This is a genomic window from Exiguobacterium sp. s5, from assembly GCF_018618075.1.
Lineage (GTDB): Bacteria > Bacillota > Bacilli > Exiguobacteriales > Exiguobacteriaceae > Exiguobacterium > Exiguobacterium mexicanum_A.
On sequence record NZ_JACSLK010000002.1, the window covers coordinates 267,662 to 289,159 of the forward strand.

23 protein-coding genes are annotated in these 21,498 nt (G+C 51.9%); 5 read left to right on the top strand and 18 right to left on the bottom strand.

The features are described 5' to 3' along the window. Nucleotides 1–28: 28 nt before the first annotated feature. The gene (locus KNP60_RS05455) at nucleotides 29–211 is read left to right on the top strand and encodes a hypothetical protein (RefSeq protein WP_138859672.1); all 183 of its coding nucleotides are present in this window, start codon (nucleotides 29–31) and stop codon (nucleotides 209–211) included. On the opposite strand, the gene KNP60_RS05460 is transcribed toward KNP60_RS05455, so the two are convergent. Both KNP60_RS05460 and rnjA read right to left on the bottom strand, forming a co-directional pair. Beyond that, complete coding sequence (locus tag KNP60_RS05460) at nucleotides 208–1,665, bottom strand: phospholipase D family protein (protein WP_214797058.1); 1,458 nt, start codon at nucleotides 1,663–1,665, stop codon at nucleotides 208–210. The two genes, KNP60_RS05455 and KNP60_RS05460, sit on opposite strands and share 4 nt — an antisense overlap. Before the next feature lie 66 nt (nucleotides 1,666–1,731). Then, a complete protein-coding gene (gene rnjA / locus KNP60_RS05465) occupies nucleotides 1,732–3,399 on the bottom strand; it encodes a ribonuclease J1 (protein ID WP_034777003.1) in 1,668 nt (555 codons plus the stop codon). 221 nt (nucleotides 3,400–3,620) lie between these two features. Between rnjA and KNP60_RS05470 the strand changes: the two genes are divergently transcribed. After that, a complete protein-coding gene (locus KNP60_RS05470; RefSeq protein WP_034777002.1) occupies nucleotides 3,621–4,397 on the top strand; it encodes a Cof-type HAD-IIB family hydrolase in 777 nt (258 codons plus the stop codon). A 28-nt stretch (nucleotides 4,398–4,425) separates the two neighbouring features. Here KNP60_RS05470 and KNP60_RS05475 read toward each other — a convergent pair whose 3' ends face one another. The 5 genes from KNP60_RS05475 to KNP60_RS05495 form a co-directional block, all read right to left on the bottom strand. Then, the gene (locus KNP60_RS05475; RefSeq protein ID WP_034779811.1) at nucleotides 4,426–5,088 is read right to left on the bottom strand and encodes a potassium channel family protein; all 663 of its coding nucleotides are present in this window, start codon (nucleotides 5,086–5,088) and stop codon (nucleotides 4,426–4,428) included. Nucleotides 5,089–5,195: 107 nt separating this feature from the next. Beyond that, nucleotides 5,196–6,227: a cytochrome d ubiquinol oxidase subunit II gene (locus tag KNP60_RS05480; RefSeq protein WP_214797059.1), complete on the bottom strand. Its 1,032-nt coding sequence runs from the start codon at nucleotides 6,225–6,227 to the stop codon at nucleotides 5,196–5,198. A 14-nt stretch (nucleotides 6,228–6,241) separates the two neighbouring features. Then, a complete protein-coding gene (locus KNP60_RS05485) occupies nucleotides 6,242–7,630 on the bottom strand; it encodes a cytochrome ubiquinol oxidase subunit I (RefSeq protein ID WP_034777000.1) in 1,389 nt (462 codons plus the stop codon). A gap of 268 nt (nucleotides 7,631–7,898) precedes the next feature. Next, nucleotides 7,899–9,020 (bottom strand): N-acetyldiaminopimelate deacetylase, encoded by a 1,122-nt coding sequence (locus tag KNP60_RS05490; protein WP_214752628.1) that lies wholly within the window; start codon nucleotides 9,018–9,020, stop codon nucleotides 7,899–7,901. Then, nucleotides 9,017–9,895 (bottom strand): transcriptional regulator CcpC, encoded by an 879-nt coding sequence (locus tag KNP60_RS05495; protein WP_034776997.1) that lies wholly within the window; start codon nucleotides 9,893–9,895, stop codon nucleotides 9,017–9,019. Before KNP60_RS05495 ends, KNP60_RS05490 begins: the two co-directional genes overlap by 4 nt. Nucleotides 9,896–10,005: 110 nt before the next feature. On the opposite strand from KNP60_RS05495, the gene KNP60_RS05500 reads away from it, so the two are divergent. After that, nucleotides 10,006–10,395 (top strand): disulfide bond formation protein B, encoded by a 390-nt coding sequence (locus tag KNP60_RS05500; RefSeq protein ID WP_214797060.1) that lies wholly within the window; start codon nucleotides 10,006–10,008, stop codon nucleotides 10,393–10,395. A 304-nt stretch (nucleotides 10,396–10,699) separates the two neighbouring features. On the opposite strand, the gene nadE is transcribed toward KNP60_RS05500, so the two are convergent. The 8 genes from nadE to KNP60_RS05540 form a co-directional block, all read right to left on the bottom strand. Then, nucleotides 10,700–11,515, bottom strand: coding sequence for an ammonia-dependent NAD(+) synthetase (gene nadE / locus KNP60_RS05505; protein WP_214797061.1), 816 nt, complete (start codon nucleotides 11,513–11,515; stop codon nucleotides 10,700–10,702). A 117-nt stretch (nucleotides 11,516–11,632) separates the two neighbouring features. Next, complete coding sequence (locus KNP60_RS05510; protein WP_235420157.1) at nucleotides 11,633–12,442, bottom strand: BsuPI-related putative proteinase inhibitor; 810 nt, start codon at nucleotides 12,440–12,442, stop codon at nucleotides 11,633–11,635. A gap of 100 nt (nucleotides 12,443–12,542) precedes the next feature. Next, the gene (locus KNP60_RS05515) at nucleotides 12,543–12,737 is read right to left on the bottom strand and encodes a hypothetical protein (protein ID WP_021066980.1); all 195 of its coding nucleotides are present in this window, start codon (nucleotides 12,735–12,737) and stop codon (nucleotides 12,543–12,545) included. Nucleotides 12,738–12,980: 243 nt separating this feature from the next. Further along, the gene (locus KNP60_RS05520) at nucleotides 12,981–14,072 is read right to left on the bottom strand and encodes a virulence factor (RefSeq protein ID WP_214797062.1); all 1,092 of its coding nucleotides are present in this window, start codon (nucleotides 14,070–14,072) and stop codon (nucleotides 12,981–12,983) included. 71 nt (nucleotides 14,073–14,143) lie between these two features. Next, the gene (locus KNP60_RS05525; protein WP_034776991.1) at nucleotides 14,144–14,383 is read right to left on the bottom strand and encodes a hypothetical protein; all 240 of its coding nucleotides are present in this window, start codon (nucleotides 14,381–14,383) and stop codon (nucleotides 14,144–14,146) included. 69 nt (nucleotides 14,384–14,452) lie between these two features. Further along, the gene (locus KNP60_RS05530; protein ID WP_214797063.1) at nucleotides 14,453–15,013 is read right to left on the bottom strand and encodes an NADPH-dependent FMN reductase; all 561 of its coding nucleotides are present in this window, start codon (nucleotides 15,011–15,013) and stop codon (nucleotides 14,453–14,455) included. Further along, nucleotides 15,006–15,719, bottom strand: a complete 714-nt coding sequence (locus tag KNP60_RS05535; RefSeq protein ID WP_214752622.1) for an alpha/beta fold hydrolase — start codon at nucleotides 15,717–15,719, stop codon at nucleotides 15,006–15,008. Before KNP60_RS05535 ends, KNP60_RS05530 begins: the two co-directional genes overlap by 8 nt. Continuing rightward, entirely contained in the window at nucleotides 15,719–16,288 is a 570-nt protein-coding gene (locus KNP60_RS05540) for a GNAT family N-acetyltransferase (protein WP_034776985.1), read from the bottom strand. The genes KNP60_RS05535 and KNP60_RS05540 overlap by 1 nt, the downstream gene beginning before the upstream one ends. A 151-nt stretch (nucleotides 16,289–16,439) precedes the next feature. On the opposite strand from KNP60_RS05540, the gene KNP60_RS05545 reads away from it, so the two are divergent. Together KNP60_RS05545 and KNP60_RS05550 are read left to right on the top strand one after the other, a co-directional pair. Continuing rightward, nucleotides 16,440–17,171, top strand: a complete 732-nt coding sequence (locus KNP60_RS05545) for a hypothetical protein (RefSeq protein WP_034776983.1) — start codon at nucleotides 16,440–16,442, stop codon at nucleotides 17,169–17,171. Nucleotides 17,172–17,444: 273 nt separating this feature from the next. Next, the gene (locus tag KNP60_RS05550; protein WP_029595769.1) at nucleotides 17,445–17,732 is read left to right on the top strand and encodes an FHA domain-containing protein; all 288 of its coding nucleotides are present in this window, start codon (nucleotides 17,445–17,447) and stop codon (nucleotides 17,730–17,732) included. A gap of 53 nt (nucleotides 17,733–17,785) precedes the next feature. Here the strand turns inward: KNP60_RS05550 and KNP60_RS05555 are convergent, their stop codons facing one another. Genes KNP60_RS05555 through KNP60_RS05565 form a run of 3 tightly spaced genes read right to left on the bottom strand, consistent with a single transcriptional unit; the run spans nucleotide 17,786 to nucleotide 21,368 of the window. Next, a complete protein-coding gene (locus KNP60_RS05555; RefSeq protein ID WP_214797064.1) occupies nucleotides 17,786–19,048 on the bottom strand; it encodes a PTS ascorbate transporter subunit IIC in 1,263 nt (420 codons plus the stop codon). 32 nt (nucleotides 19,049–19,080) lie between these two features. Beyond that, nucleotides 19,081–19,347 carry a PTS sugar transporter subunit IIB gene (locus KNP60_RS05560; RefSeq protein WP_034776979.1) on the bottom strand — a complete coding sequence of 89 codons (267 nt, stop codon included), beginning with the start codon at nucleotides 19,345–19,347 and terminating at the stop codon, nucleotides 19,081–19,083. After that, nucleotides 19,344–21,368, bottom strand: a complete 2,025-nt coding sequence (locus KNP60_RS05565) for a BglG family transcription antiterminator (protein WP_214797065.1) — start codon at nucleotides 21,366–21,368, stop codon at nucleotides 19,344–19,346. The genes KNP60_RS05560 and KNP60_RS05565 overlap by 4 nt, the downstream gene beginning before the upstream one ends. Nucleotides 21,369–21,498: the final 130 nt, after the last annotated feature.

Genomic DNA, 21,498 nt, shown 5'->3' on the forward strand with positions numbered 1-21,498 from the left:
AAAACCCGCCTTCTCATGAGGGCGGGTTTTGTTCGGTATCATGATTATAGGTACTCGTCCGGTCATCATCCTCGCATTACGTGGCAAGTTATTTGGATTGACCGGCGTCTGTCGACCGAAGCAAACGCCGGTGAAAGCCAAAATGACGTTCACCAACATCCACCATCCGCAAACAAAAACCCGCCTTCCTGCGAAGGCGGGTTCGACTTAATAGGTCATCGTCCACGTCAACTTCTGCAACCAATAAATCAAATACTTCCCGATTGGTAAATCGGTCTGAATCTCATCATAGGCGAGCGTGTACGTCCCTTGTTCGTTGTTCCATAGCTGTTTGAAGTAGCCGTCGACTTCGCGAATGAATTCCGTCTCCGTCGTCGTCACGACTTCAACGTCCGCTTCGAGGTTATAGTCGTTCATGTTCCGGGTCGTATAGTTCCCTGACCCCATGACGACGACACGCCGGTCCCCTTCAACGTACAGCATCTTCGGATGATATTGTTCTTTGCCGACCTCGTACCACCGGATTTCGATTTGCTCCGGGTTCACCGAGTTCAATTCCGCTGCGACAGGCAAGTTCGGCAAACCTGATTTGTCGCGACCGAACGCGTTCGTGTTCGGGTCGAGGATCAGTTTGACGAACACACCGCGCTCAGCGGCCTCATGGATGGCTTGAATGATGTTACGGTCGGCCAAATAGAACATGCCGATCCAAATCGTCTCGCCTGCTTCAGCCTCTTCCATTGCTCCGATGACCGCTTCTTGAATTTTTGATTCCGTGACATAACGGATTTGCATCGGACCGGATGATTCCTCTTGGCGCAGGTTGGCGAGCTTCTCCTCGCTCGGGAAACGCTCGGCGTCCCCTTTCGAAAATGTCGCAATCGCTTCTTCCCCTTCGAGGATGTCCGCTAAAATTGGACCGTCGAGCCGGACGCCTACGTTCGAATGGTAGCCGCTCGCATCGTGTGGGTTAGCCGATAAGACGAAACCATCATTCTCGGTCACCATCACTTTGCGGTGATTCGCTTTCACGTTCAAGAGTCGTAAATACGACCGGATCGTGATATCCGGGGCCGACTTGGCCATCGGGTTCGGGAGCCACCCGTTCTGACTGTCACCGAACCATTGAAACCCGATGCGATACAGCGTCGAGTATAAGATATTCGGGTCACGGAGCGCATCGAGGTTCGTGTAGACGATCTCGGCGCCCGCTTCTTTCAACACGTCTAAATGATCGGACGCATGACCGTTATACGTCGTATTGATCTCATCAGTGATCAACACGACGTTCATGTCCGGATACGCTTCCATCTGTTCTAACAAGGCCGACGACAGGCTAGCCGTGATGTCGGGATACTGACGGTCTTCGTTCGAATAAGGATTGAATAAGAAAAAGTCCATGACGATATATTCCCGTGCCTCGCGGATTGATTGTTCGACATCTTGAAAAATCTCTTGCTCATTGATTTCAGTGTCTTCGCCTTGATACGTCAAATCAGATAAAAAATCGATTTGGTCGTCTGAAATCGCGACCGGCTCCGACGCCCGGGACACACCGTCCGGTAGCGGTTTGACTTGATGGTAAACCATCGTGATGAGGAAAAGTAAGGCAAACGCGGCAAGCCCCCATTTCACCCACCCTTTCTTCCGTTTTGGTCGTTCCATTCAGCACCATCTCCTTTTATTATAGTCCTCTAAAAAACGGGCTGTAGTCACCTACAGCCCGCTCGGTCATACTTCCATGATGATCGGAAGAACCATTGGGTGTCTTCGTGTTTTTTGTGCCAAGTATGGCGTGAGCGTGTCCGAGACGAGTTGTTTCATCTCCGACCACTTCATCTGCTTGTTCGACAATCCTTGTTCGACCGTCTTCTTGAGCAAGCGCTCCCCATCACGGATCAAGCTACCAGATTCACGCATATAGACGAAACCGCGTGAAATGATGTCTGGACCGGAGACGAGTTTGCGTGTCTTGCCGTCGATGCTGATGACGACAACGACGAGCCCATCTTCTGAAAGGATGCGGCGATCGCGTAAAACGATATTGCCGATGTCCCCGATGCCGTTCCCGTCCACATAAACCGCGTTAGCCGAGATTTTACCCGTGATGGCCGCCGAGTCGGCGTCGACCGCGAGCACTTCTCCATTATCCATGATGAAGCTGTTTTCTTTCGGGATGCCGACCGACTCTGCGAGTTCAGCGTGTTTCACCAACATGCGGTACTCGCCGTGAATCGGCATAAAGAATTTCGGGTTCAGCAAACGGATCATGAGTAATTGCTCTTGTTGCGAACCGTGGCCCGACGTGTGGATGTTCGTCAACTTGCCGTAGACGACGTCCGCGCCGGCTTTATACAATTGGTCGATTGTCTTCCCGACCGAGATGGCGTTCCCCGGAATCGGTGACGACGAGAAGATGACCGTATCTCCAGGAATAACCGATACTTGGCGGTGCGTCCCGTTGGCGATGCGACTGAGCGCTGCCATCGGCTCACCTTGCGAACCGGTACAAAGGATTGCCACTTCATGCGGCTCATAGTTCCGCATTTGATTCGCTTCGATGATCATGCCTTTTGGCACATTGATGAAGCCGAGCTCTTGCCCGATCGTCATGACTTTGTCCATCGATCGACCGAAGATAGCCAAATGGCGGCCTGTCTCGGCACAAGCATCGACGACTTGTTGCAGACGATAAATGTTCGAGGCGAACGTGGCGAAGATGATGCGGCCTTCCGCTTTCCGGAACGTCTCGCTGATCGTCCCGCCGACGACTTTTTCACTCATCGTGAAGCCTTCGACTTCTGCGTTCGTCGAATCAGACAAGAGACAGAGCACGCCTTCTTTCCCGATGTCTGCCATCTTCGCGATGTCAGCCGGTTCGCCGACCGGTGTGAAGTCAAATTTGAAGTCACCTGTATGAACGATATTTCCTTGTGGTGTCTTGACGACGACACCGAGTGAGTTCGGGATCGAGTGGGTCGTCCGGAAGAACGAGATGCTCGTCTTACGGAATTTAACGATCGTATCCTCATCGATTTCGTGAAGTTCCGCTTCGCGGAGCAATCCATGCTCCTCTAACTTCACTTTAATCAAGCCGAGCGCGAGCTTCGTCGCGTAGATCGGCAATTTCACTTGTTTCAACAGGAACGGGATACCGCCGATGTGGTCTTCGTGACCGTGGGTGATGAACACCCCTTTGACTTTATCTTTGTTTTTAATCAAGTACGAGTAATCAGGGATCACGTAATCGATTCCAAGCAAGTCATCCTCCGGGAACATGATGCCCGCATCGATGACGATAATCTCATCTTGGAATTGAACGACGTACGTGTTCTTCCCGATTTCTCCGAGTCCGCCTAAGGCAAACACAGCTGTTTGGTGGTTCTTTACAAACTTCATTTAATCTCTCCTTACTACAAGTAGTTGATGTTCATCTATGTGATACATAAGTGATTCTCGCTATAAAAATTATGTCTCCGTAAGATTCTTTCTTCATTATAGCTTATATTGTGACAATATTTCACTAATGACGTTAGATTGAGGGCGGTTTCTCAATTTCATGTTATGCTTTTTAGTATAAAACTGACTTCATAAAGACAGAGAAAGCATGGTGAAACAACATGGAAGATAAGAAAGTAGTCTTTTTTGATATCGATGGGACGTTGCTCCACGAAGGATCGTACATTCCACCTTCGACAATCAAAGCCATCGAACAACTCCGCGCGAACGGCGTCGAGACGTTTATCGCGACCGGTCGCGGTCCAGCGATGCTGTCGGACATCCCCGCACAAGTCGGGATTGAGAGTTTCGTCTGTTACAACGGACAAATCGTCGTCCATCAAGGTGAGGTCGTCTACCGAAATGCCTTACCGACAGATGCTCTCCACCGCCTGACAACGCATGCGGGCTCGAACGACCACACGCTCGTCTACCTCGGCCAAGATCGGGGCGGAGCGACGAAAGCAAATGACCATGTCGTCGAACAGTCGCTTGGAGAACTCGATATGCCGATCCCGACTTACGAACCGAACTTCCATATCGAACAAGCCGTCTACCAGACGTTACTTTACTGTACACCAGAAGAAGAGCATCATTACTTGGACGCATACGGCGAATTTGATTTCATCCGTTGGCACCCCCACGCCATGGACGTCATCAATCGCGGGGCGAGCAAGGCCGATGGCATTCGCCACTTCATCGAGGCGAACGGGTACAGACTCGAAAACACGTATGCGTTCGGCGACGCCTTGAACGACTTGGCAATGCTCGAATACGTCGGGACCGGTATCGCGATGGGCAACGCCCGGACCGAGGCGAAAGAAGTTGCCGACTTCGTCACAAAGTCGATTCTCGAGGATGGCATCGAGTACGGCTTAAAACAAATGAAGCTCATCTAAAAAAACGAGAGGCGCGCGCCTCTCGTTTTTATCTAGACCGAAGGGTACGTTCGAGTCGGTCCAAGTCTGTATCTTTGCCGATAATAATCAAGATATCTTCTGGCAGAATCATCTCGTCGGCTTGCGGGGAGATGATGACGTCGTCGTCGCGGCGAACGGCGACGATGTTAACGCCGTATTTAGCACGGAGGTCCAAGTCGATAAGCGACTTGTTCGACAACTTATCCGACGCTTTGATTTCAACGATTGAGTGCTCGTTCGAGAGTTCGAGGTAGTCGAGGATGCTTTGACTCATCAACCCGTTCGCGATCCGAACACCCATGTCGCGTTCCGGGTGGACGATGTTATCGGCTCCGATGCGGCGCAACACTTTCTCGTGATAATCGTTCGTCGCCTTCACGGTAATGATTTGAACGCCGAGCTCTTTCAAAATGAGCGTCGTCAAAATCGAGGCTTGAATGTTTTCCCCAATCGCCACGATGACGTGCTCAAAGTTACGAATGCCGAGACTCTTCAATACGTTCTCGTCTGTCGTATCCGCGATGACCGCATGTGTCGCCAATCCCATAAACTCGTTGACGCGTTCTTCATCGGCATCGATGGCCAACACGTCATAACCGTTCGCCGACAATTCACGAACGATTGAGCCGCCAAACCGTCCTAATCCGATGACTGCAAATTCACCTGTCATAATTTCATACATCCCTTTCCTACGCTGTTTCTGTTCCCGATTCTTCGTACAGTGTAACCGATTCCCTCCAAAAAAACTATACAAAAAAAGACCGGAATCATCCGGTCTTATGCTTTACCACTCGAACGCTTTCCGCGTACATAGTCATTGTCGAACAAGAACAGGCGAAGTAAGAGATACAGCGCCGGTACGAGGAGGAGCAATCCGAGGATGAAGACGACGACGAGCGCGACCGCCATCGATTCGTTGACGACGCTTCCGTTGATGTCGATGTACGGATAAAGGATATATGGCAAGTGCGTATAACCATATCCGAACCAAGCCATGAAGAATTGACCCATGACCATCAAGAAAGCGAGGCCGTAGTTCCGCTTCAAGTAGACGAATGAAACCGCTACGACGAAGAAGATGAAACTTGCGGCGAACCACCACCAGTTGCCTGCCAAAATGCTCTCATAATGCCAAGCCGCCTGCGACTTCAACCCGAAGAAGACGAGGCCCGAGCCGATAATCGTCGGCACGCTCCAGAACAAGGCCCACTTCCGAACGAGCGGGACCGCTTGAACGTCACGCGCTTTGTCCGCGTAGAATAAAAGGAACATAGCACTGATGTAGAGCACCGACACGATTGCCAAGAAGACAACGGTCCATGAGTAGAAGTTGGTGAACAACTTCATGCCGTCAAAGAAGACGCCGGACTCGGTCTCATTGATGAACCCGCCTTGACTGACCGTGAGGACGGTCGACATCGAGGCTGGGATCAAGAGGCCGGTTGCCCCGTACAAGAACATGTAAAACGTGCTCTCTTTTGAACCGTAGTTGGCGAACGCATAGAAGCTCCCGCGAATCGCCAACAAAATCAAGACGACCGAAGCCGGAACGAGAAGTGCTGTCCCGTAATAGTAGGCCGTATCCGGGAAGAACCCGACGATTCCAACGAAGAAGAAGACGAAGAAGACGTTCGTCACTTCCCATGTCGGTGACAAGTACCGCTGAATCAGACGGTTGATCATGTGGTCACGCTTCGTGTACTTACTATAGAAAGCGAAGAAGCCGGCACCGAAATCAATCGATGCGACGATGAGATAGCCGTACAAAAACGTCCATAGTACGGCAATCCCTAGTTCTTGAATCTGCATGTCATACCCTCCGATCACACTTCATCCGCGAACATCGCTTCACCGCGATGCTCCGATTGTTTTAGTTCTTTCCCTACTGGGTTGTCCTTGAACAGACGAGTCAAGACGAGCACCGTGACTACGCCAAGAACTGCATACAGGATCGCAAAGGCGATAAGCATCCAACCGACGTTCGCTGATGTCGTGGCCGCTTCACTCGTGCGCATCAAATCATAAAGCGCCCAAGGTTGACGACCGAACTCGGCGAAGAACCAGCCGAACTCGATGGCCATCATCGCGAGCGGACCACCCGCTGCGATGGCGATGAGCATCGGTTTACTGAATTGCGGTAGCCGCTTGATATAGCGTCCGAGGACGAACAAGAACGAAATCAGTGCGAGGAGCATTCCGATCCCGACCATCGCATCAAACAGATAGTGGATGAATAGCGGTGGCTGGTCTTCTTTCGCGAATTCATCAAGACCTGTTACCTCGTAGTTCGGTACGCCGCCAGCTAAGATGGACAAGGCGTATGGAATCTTCAAAGCGCCACGTACTTCGTAACCGCCTTCCCCGTCTTCCTCGAGCCAGCCGCCTAGGATAAGCTCAGCTTCCGAGGAGGTTTCAAAGTGCCACTCCGCAGCCGCCAATTTGTCCGGCTGGTACTTCGCCAAGTATTTCCCTGAGAAGTCCCCGACAAGAGCAGTCGCGATTGCGAAGATGAGTGCGACGGTCATCGTCAAGCGTAGTCCTTTTTTGTGATACTCGATTGACAACTTGTCGAGCTGGTTCCGTCGCTGACGGAGCAACTGGACGGCCGCGATCGCCGCAAGGATGAACGCCGACGTCAAGATAGCCGACGTCAAGACGTGCGCCATTTTCGTTGGCATCGCTGGGCTGAACATCGCTTCAAGCGGGCTCACGTTGGCAAGCCGTCCGTCGACGATATCAAATCCGACCGGTTGGTTCATGAAGCTGTTCACGGTCGTAATGAAGAAACCTGAGAACAAGGCACCGACCGCGACCGGAATCCCGAGAAGCATATGGTGCCACGGGTTTTTAAATCGATCCCACGTGTACAAATAAATTCCGAGGAAGATCGCCTCAAAGAAGAACGCGAACGTTTCCATGAACAATGGGAGTGCGATCGTTTGACCGGCTACCCGCATCAAGTTCGGCCAAAGTAAGGACAGCTGAAGCCCGATTGCCGTACCCGTCACAACACCGACCGCTACTGTGACAACATAGCCCCGTGACCAACGACGGGCCATCAAGGTATATTTCGGATCTTTCTTTTTAATGCCTAGAAACTCTGCCAATAAAATTAAAAGTGGAACCCCGACGCCGATTGTGGCAAAAATCACGTGGAAACCCAACGTGAGTGCCGTTAACGCCCGGCTCATCAGGACAGGATCTTGAAACATCTATTGATTACCTCCTATCTCTCTCTAGCGCTTTAAACCAATGTCTATCGCGCAACATCACAGATGATTTCCCTTGGATACCCTTATCATAATGATTTTATATAGCGCTGTAATGTCTCAATGCTTGAGTTCGCAAAATGTTCACATTTGAGCATGATTAACAATATCGACGCTTTACAAGTCTTATTTATTTCCCGAATTTTTAACCGTTCACGCACAATTCAACACATTTCGCACAAAAAAGCGGACACCGTCGTGTCCGCTCCCTTCATTTAATGATTGCTGTTCGAAAGAAATGATCGAACAGCTCGATGGCGACATCGATCGCCCGCTCGTCCGGATTGAGCGTTGATTGATGGAGCCCTGAACCCATATCGTTCACGCCGAGCCAGACCATGAAGCCCGGTACTTGCTTCAACATGTAACCAAAATCTTCGCCGGTCATGGCGGGGACACACGTCTTGTACGAATACCCGACTTCTTCGACTACTTCTTCAAACTGGAACAAATAACGTTCGTCATTGACGACCTCGTGATAGCGATTGCCGAACTCAAGGTCGATTTGAACGTTATACGTCATCTCCACTCCGGCGATGATTTGACGGATACGCCCTTCGAGCACGACCATCTCCTTATCCGACAGCGCACGGATCGTCCCGTCGAGTTTCGCCGTATCGGCGATGATGTTCTCTTTCGTCCCGGCCGCGACCTTACCGATCGAGATGACAGCACTCCCCATCGGATCGATGTTCCGTGAGATGACCGTTTGAAGTTGCATGATTAAGGCAGCTTGGACGATCACGGCGTCAATCCCGGCATGCGGGAAGGCCCCGTGCCCGCCTTTTCCGTGAATCGTCAGATGCAGTTCACGCGCACTCGCGAACAAGACACCCGGGCGCGAGGCGATTGTACCGACCGGATATTCCGGAGCCACATGAAGGCCGAACATCGCATCGGGACGGAAATGATAAAACAGTTCCGACACGGCCATCGGCTCGGCACCGCCCGGACCTTCCTCTGCCGGTTGGAAAAAGATGACGAGGTCGTGGTCGAGCGGCTCCTCGACGGCACGTTTGATTAACCCAAGGGCGATCGCCATGTGAACGTCGTGACCACAGGCGTGCATCATCCCCTCATGGACCGAGGCGAACTCGAGTCCTGTCTCTTCTGTGATCGGCAAGCCGTCCATGTCGGCCCGGTACCCAATCGTCTTCTCACCGACAAGACCATCAATGCGGACGAACAGGCCGGTGCGCCAGTGTGAGATATGCACACGTGGCGAGTTCAAGGACCGGATCAACTCCTCAAGCGTCGCCTGTGTCTTGAACTCTTCATAGCCTCGTTCTGGAATCAAATGTAACTGCCGTCTTGCTTCAATTGCCCAACTCATTCCACACTCTCCTTTGTCACTTCATCCACGATTTCCCAAAATGCCTTCACTTGCGCCAACTCGAGCATCGATTCGGTCGACAACATCCACGTATCTCGGACGAGCGGTGTCCCGTTCGACGAGGTGAGCGGAATCTTATTGATCGCCTCGACATCGCGGATCGTCGACTCCGGCAAAATCGCGAAGCCGATTCCATGGAGCGCCATCTGTTTGCACGTCTCAATCTGATCAACGACGAGCGTCGTCAGCGGCGGGCTCGAGAACCGTTCCTGCCACCATTCGAGAATCTCTTGATAATAGGTCGAGTCGCTCTTGAATTGAATGAATGAGCGCTCGTTGTTTTTGAGTTGCTTTAAATCGGTCATCCGCATATCGACCAAGTGGAGCGAATCTGAGAACAGTTTCATCTTCTCGCCGCGCCAGTCAGGGTTCCCCCGGATGATACCGATATGAAAATTTTCTTCTAGCATATAGCGCATCATCTCGCTTGACCAGCCCGTGACGAGTTTGACCCGGACCGACGGATACCGCTCCATGAATCGTTTCAAGACGCGGGGCAGCCAATACTGTCCCATGATGGATGCGACGGCGATTTTTAATGTACCGTACACCTCACCTTGTTGCGCCGTCAACTCCCCACGCAGCTCCTGTTCTTCGCTGTACATCTTCTTTGCGAAGTCGATGATCTTTTCTCCGTCTGGTGTGAGCGCGAGCCCGCGCGTCGAACGGACGAATATCTTTTTACCCCATTGGTGCTCGATCGTGACGAGACGTTGACTGAGTGCGGGCTGGGAGACGAATAACCGCTCCGCTGCTTTGCGCATGTTCAACTCCTCGGCGAGGACGATCAACACTTCCACTTCTGATACTTGCATGACGTCACCTGTTTCTCTATCGTTTCAAAGATTGTATACTGGATACGTTATTGCTTCACTGTATCATATCATGTTTGTCGATTAGTTTTGAATCGTCAGGAGGAAATCAGATGCAACGTCATCATTTTGCCTTTATTGTCGCCACCATCGCGACGCTCGGCAGTCTTTATTTCTCGGAAATCATGCTGTACGTGCCATGCAAGTTATGCTGGTTCCAACGCATATTTATGTATCCGCTCGCCATCTATTACTTGACGGTGCTCCTCTCGAACCGTTCCGTGAACAGATTGTTCGTCGGTCTCATGGCCGGGGCGGGTTGGGCGATCGCCCTGTATCACGTCGTTCTCGAACGCATCCCGAACGGCGACGCGTTCTGCAGTAACGACTGTTTGATTCGTTGGGTGAACTACTTCGGGTTTGTCACGATCCCGCTTCTCAGCTTGATCGCGTTCACGCTCATCTTGCTCATCCAATTCGTGCCGACACGCTCGAAGCGCTAATACGTGATACACAAAAGAACCGGTCTAAAGATCGGTTCTTTTGTGTGATTAAATCGCGCGTCCCTTTCGGCGCCCATGCTTTCCGCGGGCAATCCCGGTGCCGCATCGCGACGGTCTGACTGTCCAGTGCCAAGGCCGGCACCCGAACTCCTAGGGGAGAGCGATGCAAGGATGACCCCGTAAAGCGCGATTCGCGCTGCGGAGGCATCCGCATCGCCCCAGGAACGGAGGGTGCCGGCAAAGGCAATACAGAACTTGGCTCATCATATCAAAAAGAACCAACCCGGGGGCTGGTTCTTTTTGATTACTGCCACCACTCGTCGTAGAGCGAGGCTGGCATATGATGCTTATGGCGCGACCGCTTGAAGATCGTCTCGATCCGCTCGGCGATGGCCGGGTCGATCTCTTTGCCTTCTAAGTAGTCATCGAGCTGATCATACGTCATCCCGAGAGCGACCTCGTCCGGGAGTTCCGGCTTGTCATCTTCTAAGTCAGCCGTCGGCACTTTATAGATTAAACTCTCATGCGCTTCAAGTTCATGGAGCAACGCCTTGCCTTGGCGTTTGTTGAGTCCGGTGAGCGGCGTCAAGTCGGCAGCCCCATCGCCGTGCTTCGTGTAAAAGCCGGTCACATATTCAGCCGCATGATCCGTACCGACGACGAGCGCGCCGAACGTGGCGGCGATATCGTATTGAACTTTCATCCGCTCGCGTGCTTTCGTGTTCCCTTTATGGAAGTCACCGAGTTCAAGACCGGTCGCTTGTGCGAACGCTTCAGCCGAGGCGTCGACGGCCGGCTTCACGTTGACCGTGAACGTCTTGTCCGGACGGATGAATTCGAGGGCGCGCTTCGCATCCGCTTCGTCATGTTGTTCCCCATATGGAAGACGGACGGCGTAGAACGTGTACTCCGCGCCCGTTTCTTGACGCAACTCTTCCATCGCCTGCTGACAGAGTTTACCGGCGAGCGTCGAGTCCTGTCCACCCGAGATGCCAAGGACGAGCCCTTTCGCACCGGCCCGTTTAACATAAGCCTTTAAAAAATCGGTCCGAAGACGAATTTCTTCGGCTGGGTTAATCGATGGTTTGACATGTGTCGATTCGATAATATGTTGCTGCATACTCAACTTCCTCCCTAACTGATATCGGTTTGCCTAATTGTCTGACAATCCGTGGGTGCCGTCAACTTGTTTCATTCCCGAAAAAAAACGACGGAAACCTCAGTTTCCGTCGTTCGCTTATTGGATGCGGAACGAGGCTACGTCTCCGCCAATCGGTGTCATCTCCAAGAACAGCGTTTTCCCGACCGGAGGTTCTTCGTCCAATAGAACGCCGAACGTAAAGCCGCCGCTCGTCACTTCTGCCGCGCCTTGAGCATACAGGTTATGACCGTCCGACACACTCCACTCAAACTCTTCGACGTCCGTGTAGCCAGACACGTCAATCGCGTTACCGTTCAGTTTGATGGCGACATCGCGGAACGCACCGTTCGTTTGGGCCGGCTGATCGCTCGGCTCTTCCGTCGGCTCTTCCGCCGGTTCTTCGCTCGTTCCCTCTTCTGCCGGTGGCTCCGCCGCTTCGACCGTCAAAGTCTGTTGATCCGTGACCGCCATTTCAGGTGCACCGTCGACTTGGGCCAGTCCGACGAAATCGACTGTATAGTCCCCGGCTTCGAGCGTGAGCGGGAACACTTCATCGAACACTTTCTTCTCGCCTGGCTCCCACGTCTCTTCGATAATCGATTCCGTGAACATATATTCACTGCCGTAATCGAAGACGGTCGTATCACCGTTCATCACCGTCATTTGAAACCGTTGAGACGAGTTGAACGTTACCTTGACCGGTTCTTCGTTCGGGTTTGTCATCGACACCGTCGTCGACAGTTGTTTCGATTCGGCATCGTAGCTCACGTCCGTATCGAGCGTCAATAAAGCAGGCGGTGTCGACGCGGTGTCGTCCACATCGCTCGGGTTCGCTTCTTCTTTGCTGCACGCCGCCACAACCAATATCATCGCCGTGACGATGGCCAATAACCAAGTCTTCTTCACGTATCCCACTCTCCTCTGAAAAATAAAAAAACGTCTATAGCACTAGTGTAAACGTTCGTGCAGACGTTTGTAATGGGTTTACGTATATTATTCACCTTTATTATGAAACTTGGACGTTTTCCACGTACTGTTGCCAACCAGTCATGAACAACGCGTCGGCGACGTCGATGTCGGAACGAACTTGTGCAGAGATTGAGAACGTCTCACTGTGAATCGACTCAAAGATGACCGTGATCATACCATCGACGACTTCCTTATAGGCTACGAGTTCTGGGGTTTCTGCAAAAAGCATCATGAGTATGGCTCCTTTGTTGGTATAAGATATGTTTAGTGTATCAACGATTCGCAAGGAAAAACGTCCCATCGTTCGACAGGCCAAAAGACCCGTTTACCCAACTGTCGAATAACTGGTATCGATTGTTAGTCATTTGGATGAATTATCAAATTGAATACGAGAAAAGAGAGACGAATCGCATGAGGATTCGTCTCTCTTCCCTGTAACTGTAAAAAAATTAAATATTTGTTTGTCGAATGATTGTTACTTCGTTCGATTCGAAATTTGTTGCCACACCGTCCCAAGCGCAGTCTCTCCACTCGTGATTCGCTCTTTCGCGAGACGGGCTTGAAGAGAAACCTCGAACTCGCGGTCGTCCTCGGCAATTTTCAATGCCGGCACCGCTTGCTCATCTCCACAATCGAACAAGAACCGGGCGGCCCGCCAACGGACAAGCTTGCTCTTGTCTTTGAGCGCCTCGATCATCGACGGCTGCGACTGCGGCAACGCCCAATCCGATACCGTATCGCCGGCCGTACGACGGACGATCGGTGACGAGTCCACGAGCGCCTGTTCGATATACGTGACGTACTCTTCACGGTTTTCTTCGAACATGCCGATCATGACGACCGCTTGTCGACGGATCGCCATCACTTTATCCTCGAGCGCACGGCGGAAGTACACCATGTCGTCCGGAACGATCTCGAGTTCGTCCAAGAACGCCAATCGCGCTTTCCAATCGTCTGATTGCAACTGGTTCGCATTCGCTTCATAGTCGCCTTCCCGGCCGAACGCACGGGCGACGATGCGCGCGACCCGTTCTTCGGGATAAGCCGCCTCGAGTTCTTCTTGCGCGACGACGCTCACGTCCTCGAGCTCTCCGTAACGCGGAGCTTGCTCGACCCAACGCCGGTCTTGAATGACGTTTTTCACTTGTGCTTGCACGTCGAGCGCCGCGTCGACGAACCGCTTCGACAGACCGACACGTTTTTCGGTGTCACCTTTGACGAGTTTTAACTGCATCGGGACGTCGAGTACGAACTGGACCGATACGTGGACCGGTTCATAGTCCGCCGCCATCTGGTTTGCCTCGACTTCCGGGACGTCTTCCCCGAACGCGCGACGAATCTCGTTCATAACGTCGTGCCAATCATGTTTTGGATGGCGTTCGACGGCGAGGAAGTCGGAAACCGCATAGACCGACTTGACCCCTCGCAACCCGACGATGTCCTCGATAATCGGAGGCATGTCACGGCTCGCCTTGTCATACGTGACGCCTCGGCCAGTGAAAGCCGGCTCCACGATAATCTTCAAGTTATTTGGACTTGGAGTTGGTTCAATTGCTACTAGTTTCATCCTCATCACCTCACCTTCAATCGTGACGAAAACGACAAAAAAACGCAAGCGAGTCGCTTGCGTCGTGAACATCAAAATAGGGCGATGAACTGTTGGAGCGAATAACGATCCCCTTCGACGATGAACGTATCGTCCCCGGCGACCGGCTCGAGGAAGAAACGTTTCTCTCCATCGGCCTTCACGTATCCGAAAATATGGCCCGTCTGATAGAATAATTCCACAATCGTGACCCGGCCGAACGTCATCCCGTCATTGATGACTGCCCGGTCCTCTAACTCGCCGCCATTGTACAGTTCAATATACGTTTCCATTTTTGCTGTCGCTCCCTTTGTGTTTGTTTTCACAATTCATTTCTATCAAACAATCAGGGCGACTTCAAGTTAATTTTTTGTTTGACGCTTCCAAAATTCAATCCAATTGTAATACTCCGATAATACTCGGTCGATTTGTTGCCGCGACTTTTCATCATGCAATCCAGTATCATCAATCTTTTCTTTACAATGCGTGATAAAGATTTCATTTCCTGGTAAAACGTTAGCACGATTTGTGGCAAATACTTGACGGAGATGAATTTGACATCGCGCCGTCCCGAGCATCCCTGGAGACGCCCCGGCAATCATGACCGGTTTCTCACGGAGCGGCGTGCCTGGTTCGAGCGACAGCCAATCGATTGCGTTCTTCAACACACCCGGGATGCTGTGGTTATATTCCGGGGTGACGATGAGCAGACCGTCCGCCTCACGCACAGCTCGTTTGAAGTCGCGCACGACTTCGGGTTCATCCGGGTCAATCAAGTCGTCGTTATAGAGCGGCATCTCAATCGAAGCGATTTCGACATCGAAGCGGTCACGGCCGAGCTCGATAATCGAGTGGAGCAACGCCGTATTGAACGACGCTTTCCGAAGACTCCCTGACACGGCGACAAGTTTGAATTTAGACATGTCGCACCTCCTTAAGCCAATCGTTGATGAGTCGCGCTTCTAATTCAGGCTCCTCCATCATCCCCATATGGCTGCTTGGGACGGTTTGTTTCGTGTGATGTTCTGCGCCTAAGAAAGCACGATCCGCGCCCATGTTCGGATCCTTGTCCCCATAGAGGAATAGTCCGGGCAATCCCGTTTCACGCACGGTCTCCGTTTCGTCGCCCCGATCGCGGATCGCGAGCTGGGCAGACATGACCCCTTCCTTCGACATCTCATACCCGATTTGTTTCGCGCGTTCAATCAAGCTAGTGTCGGAATCAGCCGCAAACACGCCGGGAATCATCGTATCGATGAACGGATGGACCCCTTCTTCCATTACTCGTTCGATCGCTTGATTGCGTTTGGCTTTTGCTTCTTCCGGGTCAGCCGCTGCCGTCGAGTGGATCAAACCGAATCCCGACAACTCGGTCGGATAACGGCGGACGAGGTTTGTCGTGATGTAGCCGCCGAATGAATGGCCGAGCACGATCGGCCGGTCGAGTTCTCGGAGCCGCATCTCGGCGACCACCCAATCTGCGAACTGGTCCATCGTCTCAGGTCCTGCTTCGGTTCCAGCATGACCTGGCAGCGTCAGCGCATATACTTCCGCATCAAGCAACGGGATAAGTTCCTCAAAATAGTCAGGTGACCCACATAAACCGTGTAACAGCACAAGTTGTCTCATCATCTTTCCTCCCTCTCATTCCATTCCTCTTTCAAGAGACGATACATCGTCAAGTCCATGAAACGGCCATGACTATAGGCATAATCATGAAGTAGCCCCTCTTCCGTGAATCCAAGCTTCTGCACCAACCGGTTCGACCCTTCGTTTTCCGGGGCGACGAGCGCCGAGATGCGATGAAACTTGAACTCGTCGAACCCGTGCCGGATGACGGCCGATGCCGCCTCATGCGCAACGCCGCGACGCCAGTGGTTCGGCGCAACCTCAAAGCCGATCTCGGCACGAAAGTATTGGGGCGTCCAGTTATGAAAGCCGATGGTCCCGACCAGTTCGTTCGTCTCACGGTCGCAGATCGCCCAGCGGATCGCTTTACCTTGTTGAAACTGGTCTTTGAAATAAGCGATAACGTTCTTTGCCTCATATACGGCCAATAAAGGGTCAGACCCGTAATAGCGCATTACTTCCTCGGTCGAGAGAATCACATAGAGCGCCCTCGCGTCACGGGGTTCGAGTTCTCTTAAGATGAACCGACTCGTTATGAGTTCAGGAAAACTTTTTTTCAACCCCCACATATGGAATCCGCCTTTCTGGTTCTTTTCCTCAATTATAACCATTTTCCCAAAAAAACCATCATCTCAATCCTCCCGAACCGCTCAAACATGGCGCACTCGATAGGGATTTGCTAAAATCAAACTATAGTGACTTTGAACTGAGGGGATAAACATGTCAAAACAGTTGTTCTATATTAAACAAGACCGAGAACTGCAACGTTTTACACTTCACGGCGTGACGCTGAGCGATGTCACCGAGGCGCTATCACTCGCTCGCCCGATGATCATCTGTCGCACGGACATAAAAGGGATGAGACAGTCCTCCCGGACCCGGTTTCGCTATATCGAGGCGCACGAACTGTCGACGTTCTCGACGAAATACTTAAACAATCAAACAAGCTTCACTGCTATCGACTTTCCCGACTACCACCTGCTCGAATCGTTATCAGACCATGAAATCGCCGAGATTTTGTTCCTCAGCCACATGGAACGAGGTTTGAAGGGGCCGTTCCTCAACTCGATTCAAAACGAGATCGCTTTCTTCAACGAGTCGAACGACCGTCACAGCAGCCTCTACATCAGAGACTGGTCGACGATTAGCCAGTTTCTCCAAAGTGTCTTGCAAAGCAAACTCGATCGGGACATCCGTAACATCAGTTTCGTCCCCATCCCCCTCCCGGTCATCGATGAAATTTTGGCGTTGTCACCGCAAGGCCTGATCATCGACTTTGACCATACGAAACGGAGTCTATTCAATCGCCAAGTGTCGATCGCCTTCTATGTCGCGGGACGTTACGAGGACATGTCCGTCCTCGAGGAAGACTTTGACGCGAAGAAGGAATCGATTGCGTTGAAGGGACAATTGACGTATCGCCGGCGCACGTGGGAGATCGAACGCTTTTGAGTTCATCCCTGCATGAATCTTTGTCGAACCTGATCCCATCAGGTTCTTTTTTGTTATCCCGCCCATACGGATTACACCTTAAATCCCTTAGCGATGCGCCTGTGACACTATTTTTAAAAATTGATAACAAATTGTCTTAATTTTTCGTTAAATTAAGTCTTTTCTTTTATCGCGAGGACGGTATACTAGGAATAACCTTCTGGAGGAATGGAAGGCAATATAGAGAAAGCGAGGTGAAAATCTATTCATCATGCGGATGGATAGATACACGAGATGGAACAACTGAAAGTACAGGGAATGTCTTCGTTCACCAAGTTTGCGACGAATGGAAAAATGCTGAAACTAAAAGATGCAGTAGCCGGCGAGCAACGGATTTCGCTTCAAGAAGCGACCGATATTCAAGTATCGATGCTCGACGAGGACCATTCGCGCTTCACTATATTCGGTCAGTCACACCCGCTCGTTGAACTGACCCTTCCTCACCATTCTTGTGAAGTGTTACATGCCTGGTTATTACACAAGTTAAAACGACAAAAAATCAAGTTGGCTTCTAACGCCTAAAACAGTAGAAAGACCACGTCCGAACGGACGTGGTCTTTCGTTTGGATTCAACTTCATGTGAACAATGAGACGAACCAGCTGATGAGAATCCCGACGAGCGCGAAGTCTGAGTCTCCGAACGTCGTGCTCTCAAAGCCGAGGTTCCCGAGCAACGGTAGGAGCAGTGCCGGCAGAAAGCTGATGAGCACGCCGTTCGCGAAGGCACCTAAAATTGCCCCGCGGCGCCCTCCCGTCGCGTTGCCGAACACGCCTGCCGTCGCTCCCGTGAAGAAGTGCGGGACCAATCCCGGGACGATGATCGCGAGCCCGAACAGCGGGAGGAAGAACATCGAAATCAACCCGGCCGCAAAGCTGACCAAGAAACCGATGATGACCGCGTTCGGAGCGAACGGGAATACGGTCGGACAGTCAAGCGCCGGTTTTGCGTTCGGCACCATCTTGTCGGCAATCCCTTTGAACGCCGGTACGATCTCGGCGATCAACATCCGAACCCCGGCGAGGACGATATACACGCCGGCCGCGAACGTAATCGCTTGAATGATCGAGAAGACGATATAGTTCGAACCGCCCGATAATTCACTCTCGACAAAACCGGGACCAGCGAAGATTGCCACGACCACAAACAAGAGCGTCATTGTCAAAGAGACGGCGACCGATGTGTCACGCAGGAATCCGAGTTGCTTCGGCACTTGAATGTGTTCCGTCGAATGCTCTTTGTTGCCCGCATACTTGCCGATCGTACCCGAGACAAAATATCCGAGCGAACCGAAATGCCCAATCGCGAAGTCGTCCGAGCCTGTGATTTGACGGACGAACGGTTGCAACAGCGCCGGGAACAGGACCATACATAACCCGAGCAACAGCGAACCGACCGCGACGAGGACGACTCCTTCAAGGCCTGACACCGACAAAATCGCGGCGAGCAAACTCGCCATGAACAACGTGTGGTGACCCGTCAAAAAGATATATTTGAATGGTGTGAATCGGGCGAGCACGATGTTCATGACCATCCCGAACACCATGATCATCGCCGTCTCGACGCCGAACGCGTCTTGGGCGACCGCGACGATCGCTTCGTTATTCGGGATGACCCCGCGAATACTGAACGCTTCGTCGAACATCTGCCCGAATATATCAAGTGCCGCGATGATGACCCCGGCCCCGGCCCCGATAATGACGAAGCCCATGATCGTCTTCAACGTCCCAGAGACGACCGATGCCACATCTTTCTTTTGAAGCACAAGACCAATCAAAGCGAACAGACCGACCAAGATGGCAGGTGTCCCTAGTATGTCTCGCATAATTAAATCAAGCATTCATTGTTCCCCCTTCCGACCCCCGAAGTCGTTTACAGTTTACCTTCTAGTTGCGCCTTGATTCCTTCAATGTCCATGACGTTCTCAAGAGCCACGATTTCACGCGTCCCGTCATCGAGCGTACCGATGATGTCTTTGGCCCCCAGATAAATATCGGCCGGTTCCGTACGTGCCGTCGCGATATCCGTGTGCGACACTTCTGCCTCGGCACCCATTTGATCAAGCGCCTTCTTCACATTCAACTCCATGATGAAACTTGAACCGAGCCCGTTTCCACATACAACTAAGATTTTTTTCATGATTGTTCCTCCTCTGAATATTTGTTGATGACTGGTAACATGTCGTCACTCGTCTGGGCGGACAACAACGTCGCCAAATCGGCCTCGTTGCCGAGCAATTCCGTCAGTTGGGCGAGCGCCTTCAAATGTGTCGTCTGGTCGATGGCCGCAAGTACAAAGAAGAGCCGGACCGATTTGTTTTCGGGGAAGACGACCGGGTCTCCCACTTTCAATACGCTCATGCCGAGCTTTCGGACCCCGTCCTCGGGTCGGGCGTGCGGAATGGCCACGTCAGGCATGAGGACGATATACGGTCCGTGTTCTTCTACGTTGTCAATCATCGTGTCGATATAACTCGTCACAATCGATTCGTTCGCTTCGAGCGGCTTGGCCGCTAGACGGATGGCCGCTTGCCAATCCTCGACTTTGTCTAGCACTTGAATATTTTCTCGCGTGATCAGTTCATTTAGCACCGGCTGTCCCCCCTGGTGTACAGTTTGAGTCGTGTCTGCATACAGCAACGCCCGCAAATCTTGGCGCAGTTGCCGTTCGTTCGTGACGGTCGCATGTTTTTTTACGACTTGCAACACGTCGTCGAGTTGAACTGTGACGTGCTCGCCCCGTTTTAAAAATCGTTGCTCGATTTGACGCTTCAACTGGATTTGTTCAAGCCGTGTCGGCAACGCTGGGACAAGTGTCACATTCGCCAACTCATGAATCGTTCGCGGCAACGGGACGGTCGTGAAAATCAAGTCGACGAGCGGCGCGTACTGCTCGACGTCCCGCTGCGAGATCGGTGGTAAAAAGACGATCTCAGGAAATTGATTCTTCAAAATATGGTCGAGCATGTGCGAGACGCTAATCCCGCTCGGACAGACGACGATGGCTTTCATCTGCTCATCGAGGTGCTGTCCTTGTTGATGGAGATGCGCAGCAAAATGGAGCGTATAATACATGACTTCCGTCGCCGGAACGTCTTTGCCGAGACGTTGCCGGAACGGCTCGAGTGATCGCTCTACGAGAACGTTCAACACTTTGTGTTCTTTCATGACATAACGTTCGAGCTCTTCGGGTGCTTCGAGCCCTGTGTAGACGCGTTGCATCGTCGCTTTCGAATGAAGCACGAGTTTCTCGCACAGTGCTTCCCGCTCGATGATGAACGTGCAACTGAGAAGTTCGAACCGTTCGATCACATCCATCATGACGCTAGCCAATTCGTGTTGTGTCGCCTCATCCATCTCTTCCTCGACTTTCGGTCCGCTCTTGATCAGCATATCGAGCGTCACCCAGAGATGAGGCATTTGACTGAAGTGGTGCCGGAGCGCGTCGTCCGTGTTCTCCGCCATGACGTGATCTTCTTCGTCGGTGGACGTAGGCAACGCCATTCGGCTTCCGAACAAGAGGAAGTAGGCGAGTTTTTCTCGATGGCTCTCGACCAAGCGGAACTGTCGAACCGTCTCGTACGTTTCGAGTTGGTGAAGCAGCTCTTCATATTCCATCTCCCAATCCGCGAGCACGGCACTGACAAGACGCTCCTTCGTCGAACGGGTGACGAGACGTTCAATCGTCCGATATAAATACAAGGCGATTGTTTGTGGATGTCCGTTTACGTGATACCCCGACTTCCGGGTATAGGCGAAATCGAGACCGAAATGCGCCGCACTTTTCTTCACACCGTTCAAACTTTCTTGCACCGTGAATTTGGAGACGTCAAGGAGTTGTTGAAAATGGAACGCCGATAAAAACTCTCGGTTGACCAATGTGAAGAACACGATCAGCAATTCGCGCTCTTCTTCAGCCCAAATCAATCCCGCTTGTTCAAACCGCTCCGTCAGCTCGGGAGTGAGCGTCAATTGAATCGTCGCCCCGTCCGTGTGCATGTCCGGCAGTCCACAATCGACCAACCATTCTTGAATCCGCTCCAGCTCATACTCGATGGTCCGTCGTGAATACGGGAGCATCAGCTCGAGCGATTCAATCGTCACTCGTTGTTCGTGCATGATGACGCTCAGGATTCGCTTGCTCTTTTCATTCAATAACATGGTAGTGGCCTCCTACACGTTTAGTATAAGCGAGTTTCGTCTAGATTATGTAAGCGTTTACGACAGAGTTTTCGGGTCGCCGTCCCCAAACTTCTGTCTCTCGTCGTGCGACCAAAAAAAAGAGGCACAG

Coding starts and splice junctions, on each gene's coding strand:
- KNP60_RS05500 (WP_214797060.1), top strand. CDS start 10,006: ATGCAACGTCATCATTTTGCCTTTATTGTCGCCACCATCGCGACGCTC.
- KNP60_RS05535 (WP_214752622.1), bottom strand. CDS start 15,719: ATGAGACAACTTGTGCTGTTACACGGTTTATGTGGGTCACCTGACTAT.
- KNP60_RS05565 (WP_214797065.1), bottom strand. CDS start 21,368: ATGTTATTGAATGAAAAGAGCAAGCGAATCCTGAGCGTCATCATGCAC.
- KNP60_RS05525 (WP_034776991.1), bottom strand. CDS start 14,383: ATGGAAACGTATATTGAACTGTACAATGGCGGCGAGTTAGAGGACCGG.
- rnjA (WP_034777003.1), bottom strand. CDS start 3,399: ATGAAGTTTGTAAAGAACCACCAAACAGCTGTGTTTGCCTTAGGCGGA.
- nadE (WP_214797061.1), bottom strand. CDS start 11,515: ATGCAGCAACATATTATCGAATCGACACATGTCAAACCATCGATTAAC.
- KNP60_RS05545 (WP_034776983.1), top strand. CDS start 16,440: ATGTCAAAACAGTTGTTCTATATTAAACAAGACCGAGAACTGCAACGT.
- KNP60_RS05550 (WP_029595769.1), top strand. CDS start 17,445: ATGGAACAACTGAAAGTACAGGGAATGTCTTCGTTCACCAAGTTTGCG.
- KNP60_RS05530 (WP_214797063.1), bottom strand. CDS start 15,013: ATGTCTAAATTCAAACTTGTCGCCGTGTCAGGGAGTCTTCGGAAAGCG.
- KNP60_RS05540 (WP_034776985.1), bottom strand. CDS start 16,288: ATGTGGGGGTTGAAAAAAAGTTTTCCTGAACTCATAACGAGTCGGTTC.
- KNP60_RS05480 (WP_214797059.1), bottom strand. CDS start 6,227: ATGCAGATTCAAGAACTAGGGATTGCCGTACTATGGACGTTTTTGTAC.
- KNP60_RS05470 (WP_034777002.1), top strand. CDS start 3,621: ATGGAAGATAAGAAAGTAGTCTTTTTTGATATCGATGGGACGTTGCTC.
- KNP60_RS05560 (WP_034776979.1), bottom strand. CDS start 19,347: ATGAAAAAAATCTTAGTTGTATGTGGAAACGGGCTCGGTTCAAGTTTC.
- KNP60_RS05490 (WP_214752628.1), bottom strand. CDS start 9,020: ATGAGTTGGGCAATTGAAGCAAGACGGCAGTTACATTTGATTCCAGAA.
- KNP60_RS05485 (WP_034777000.1), bottom strand. CDS start 7,630: ATGTTTCAAGATCCTGTCCTGATGAGCCGGGCGTTAACGGCACTCACG.
- KNP60_RS05555 (WP_214797064.1), bottom strand. CDS start 19,048: ATGCTTGATTTAATTATGCGAGACATACTAGGGACACCTGCCATCTTG.
- KNP60_RS05495 (WP_034776997.1), bottom strand. CDS start 9,895: ATGCAAGTATCAGAAGTGGAAGTGTTGATCGTCCTCGCCGAGGAGTTG.
- KNP60_RS05515 (WP_021066980.1), bottom strand. CDS start 12,737: ATGATGCTTTTTGCAGAAACCCCAGAACTCGTAGCCTATAAGGAAGTC.
- KNP60_RS05475 (WP_034779811.1), bottom strand. CDS start 5,088: ATGACAGGTGAATTTGCAGTCATCGGATTAGGACGGTTTGGCGGCTCA.
- KNP60_RS05520 (WP_214797062.1), bottom strand. CDS start 14,072: ATGAAACTAGTAGCAATTGAACCAACTCCAAGTCCAAATAACTTGAAG.
- KNP60_RS05460 (WP_214797058.1), bottom strand. CDS start 1,665: ATGGAACGACCAAAACGGAAGAAAGGGTGGGTGAAATGGGGGCTTGCC.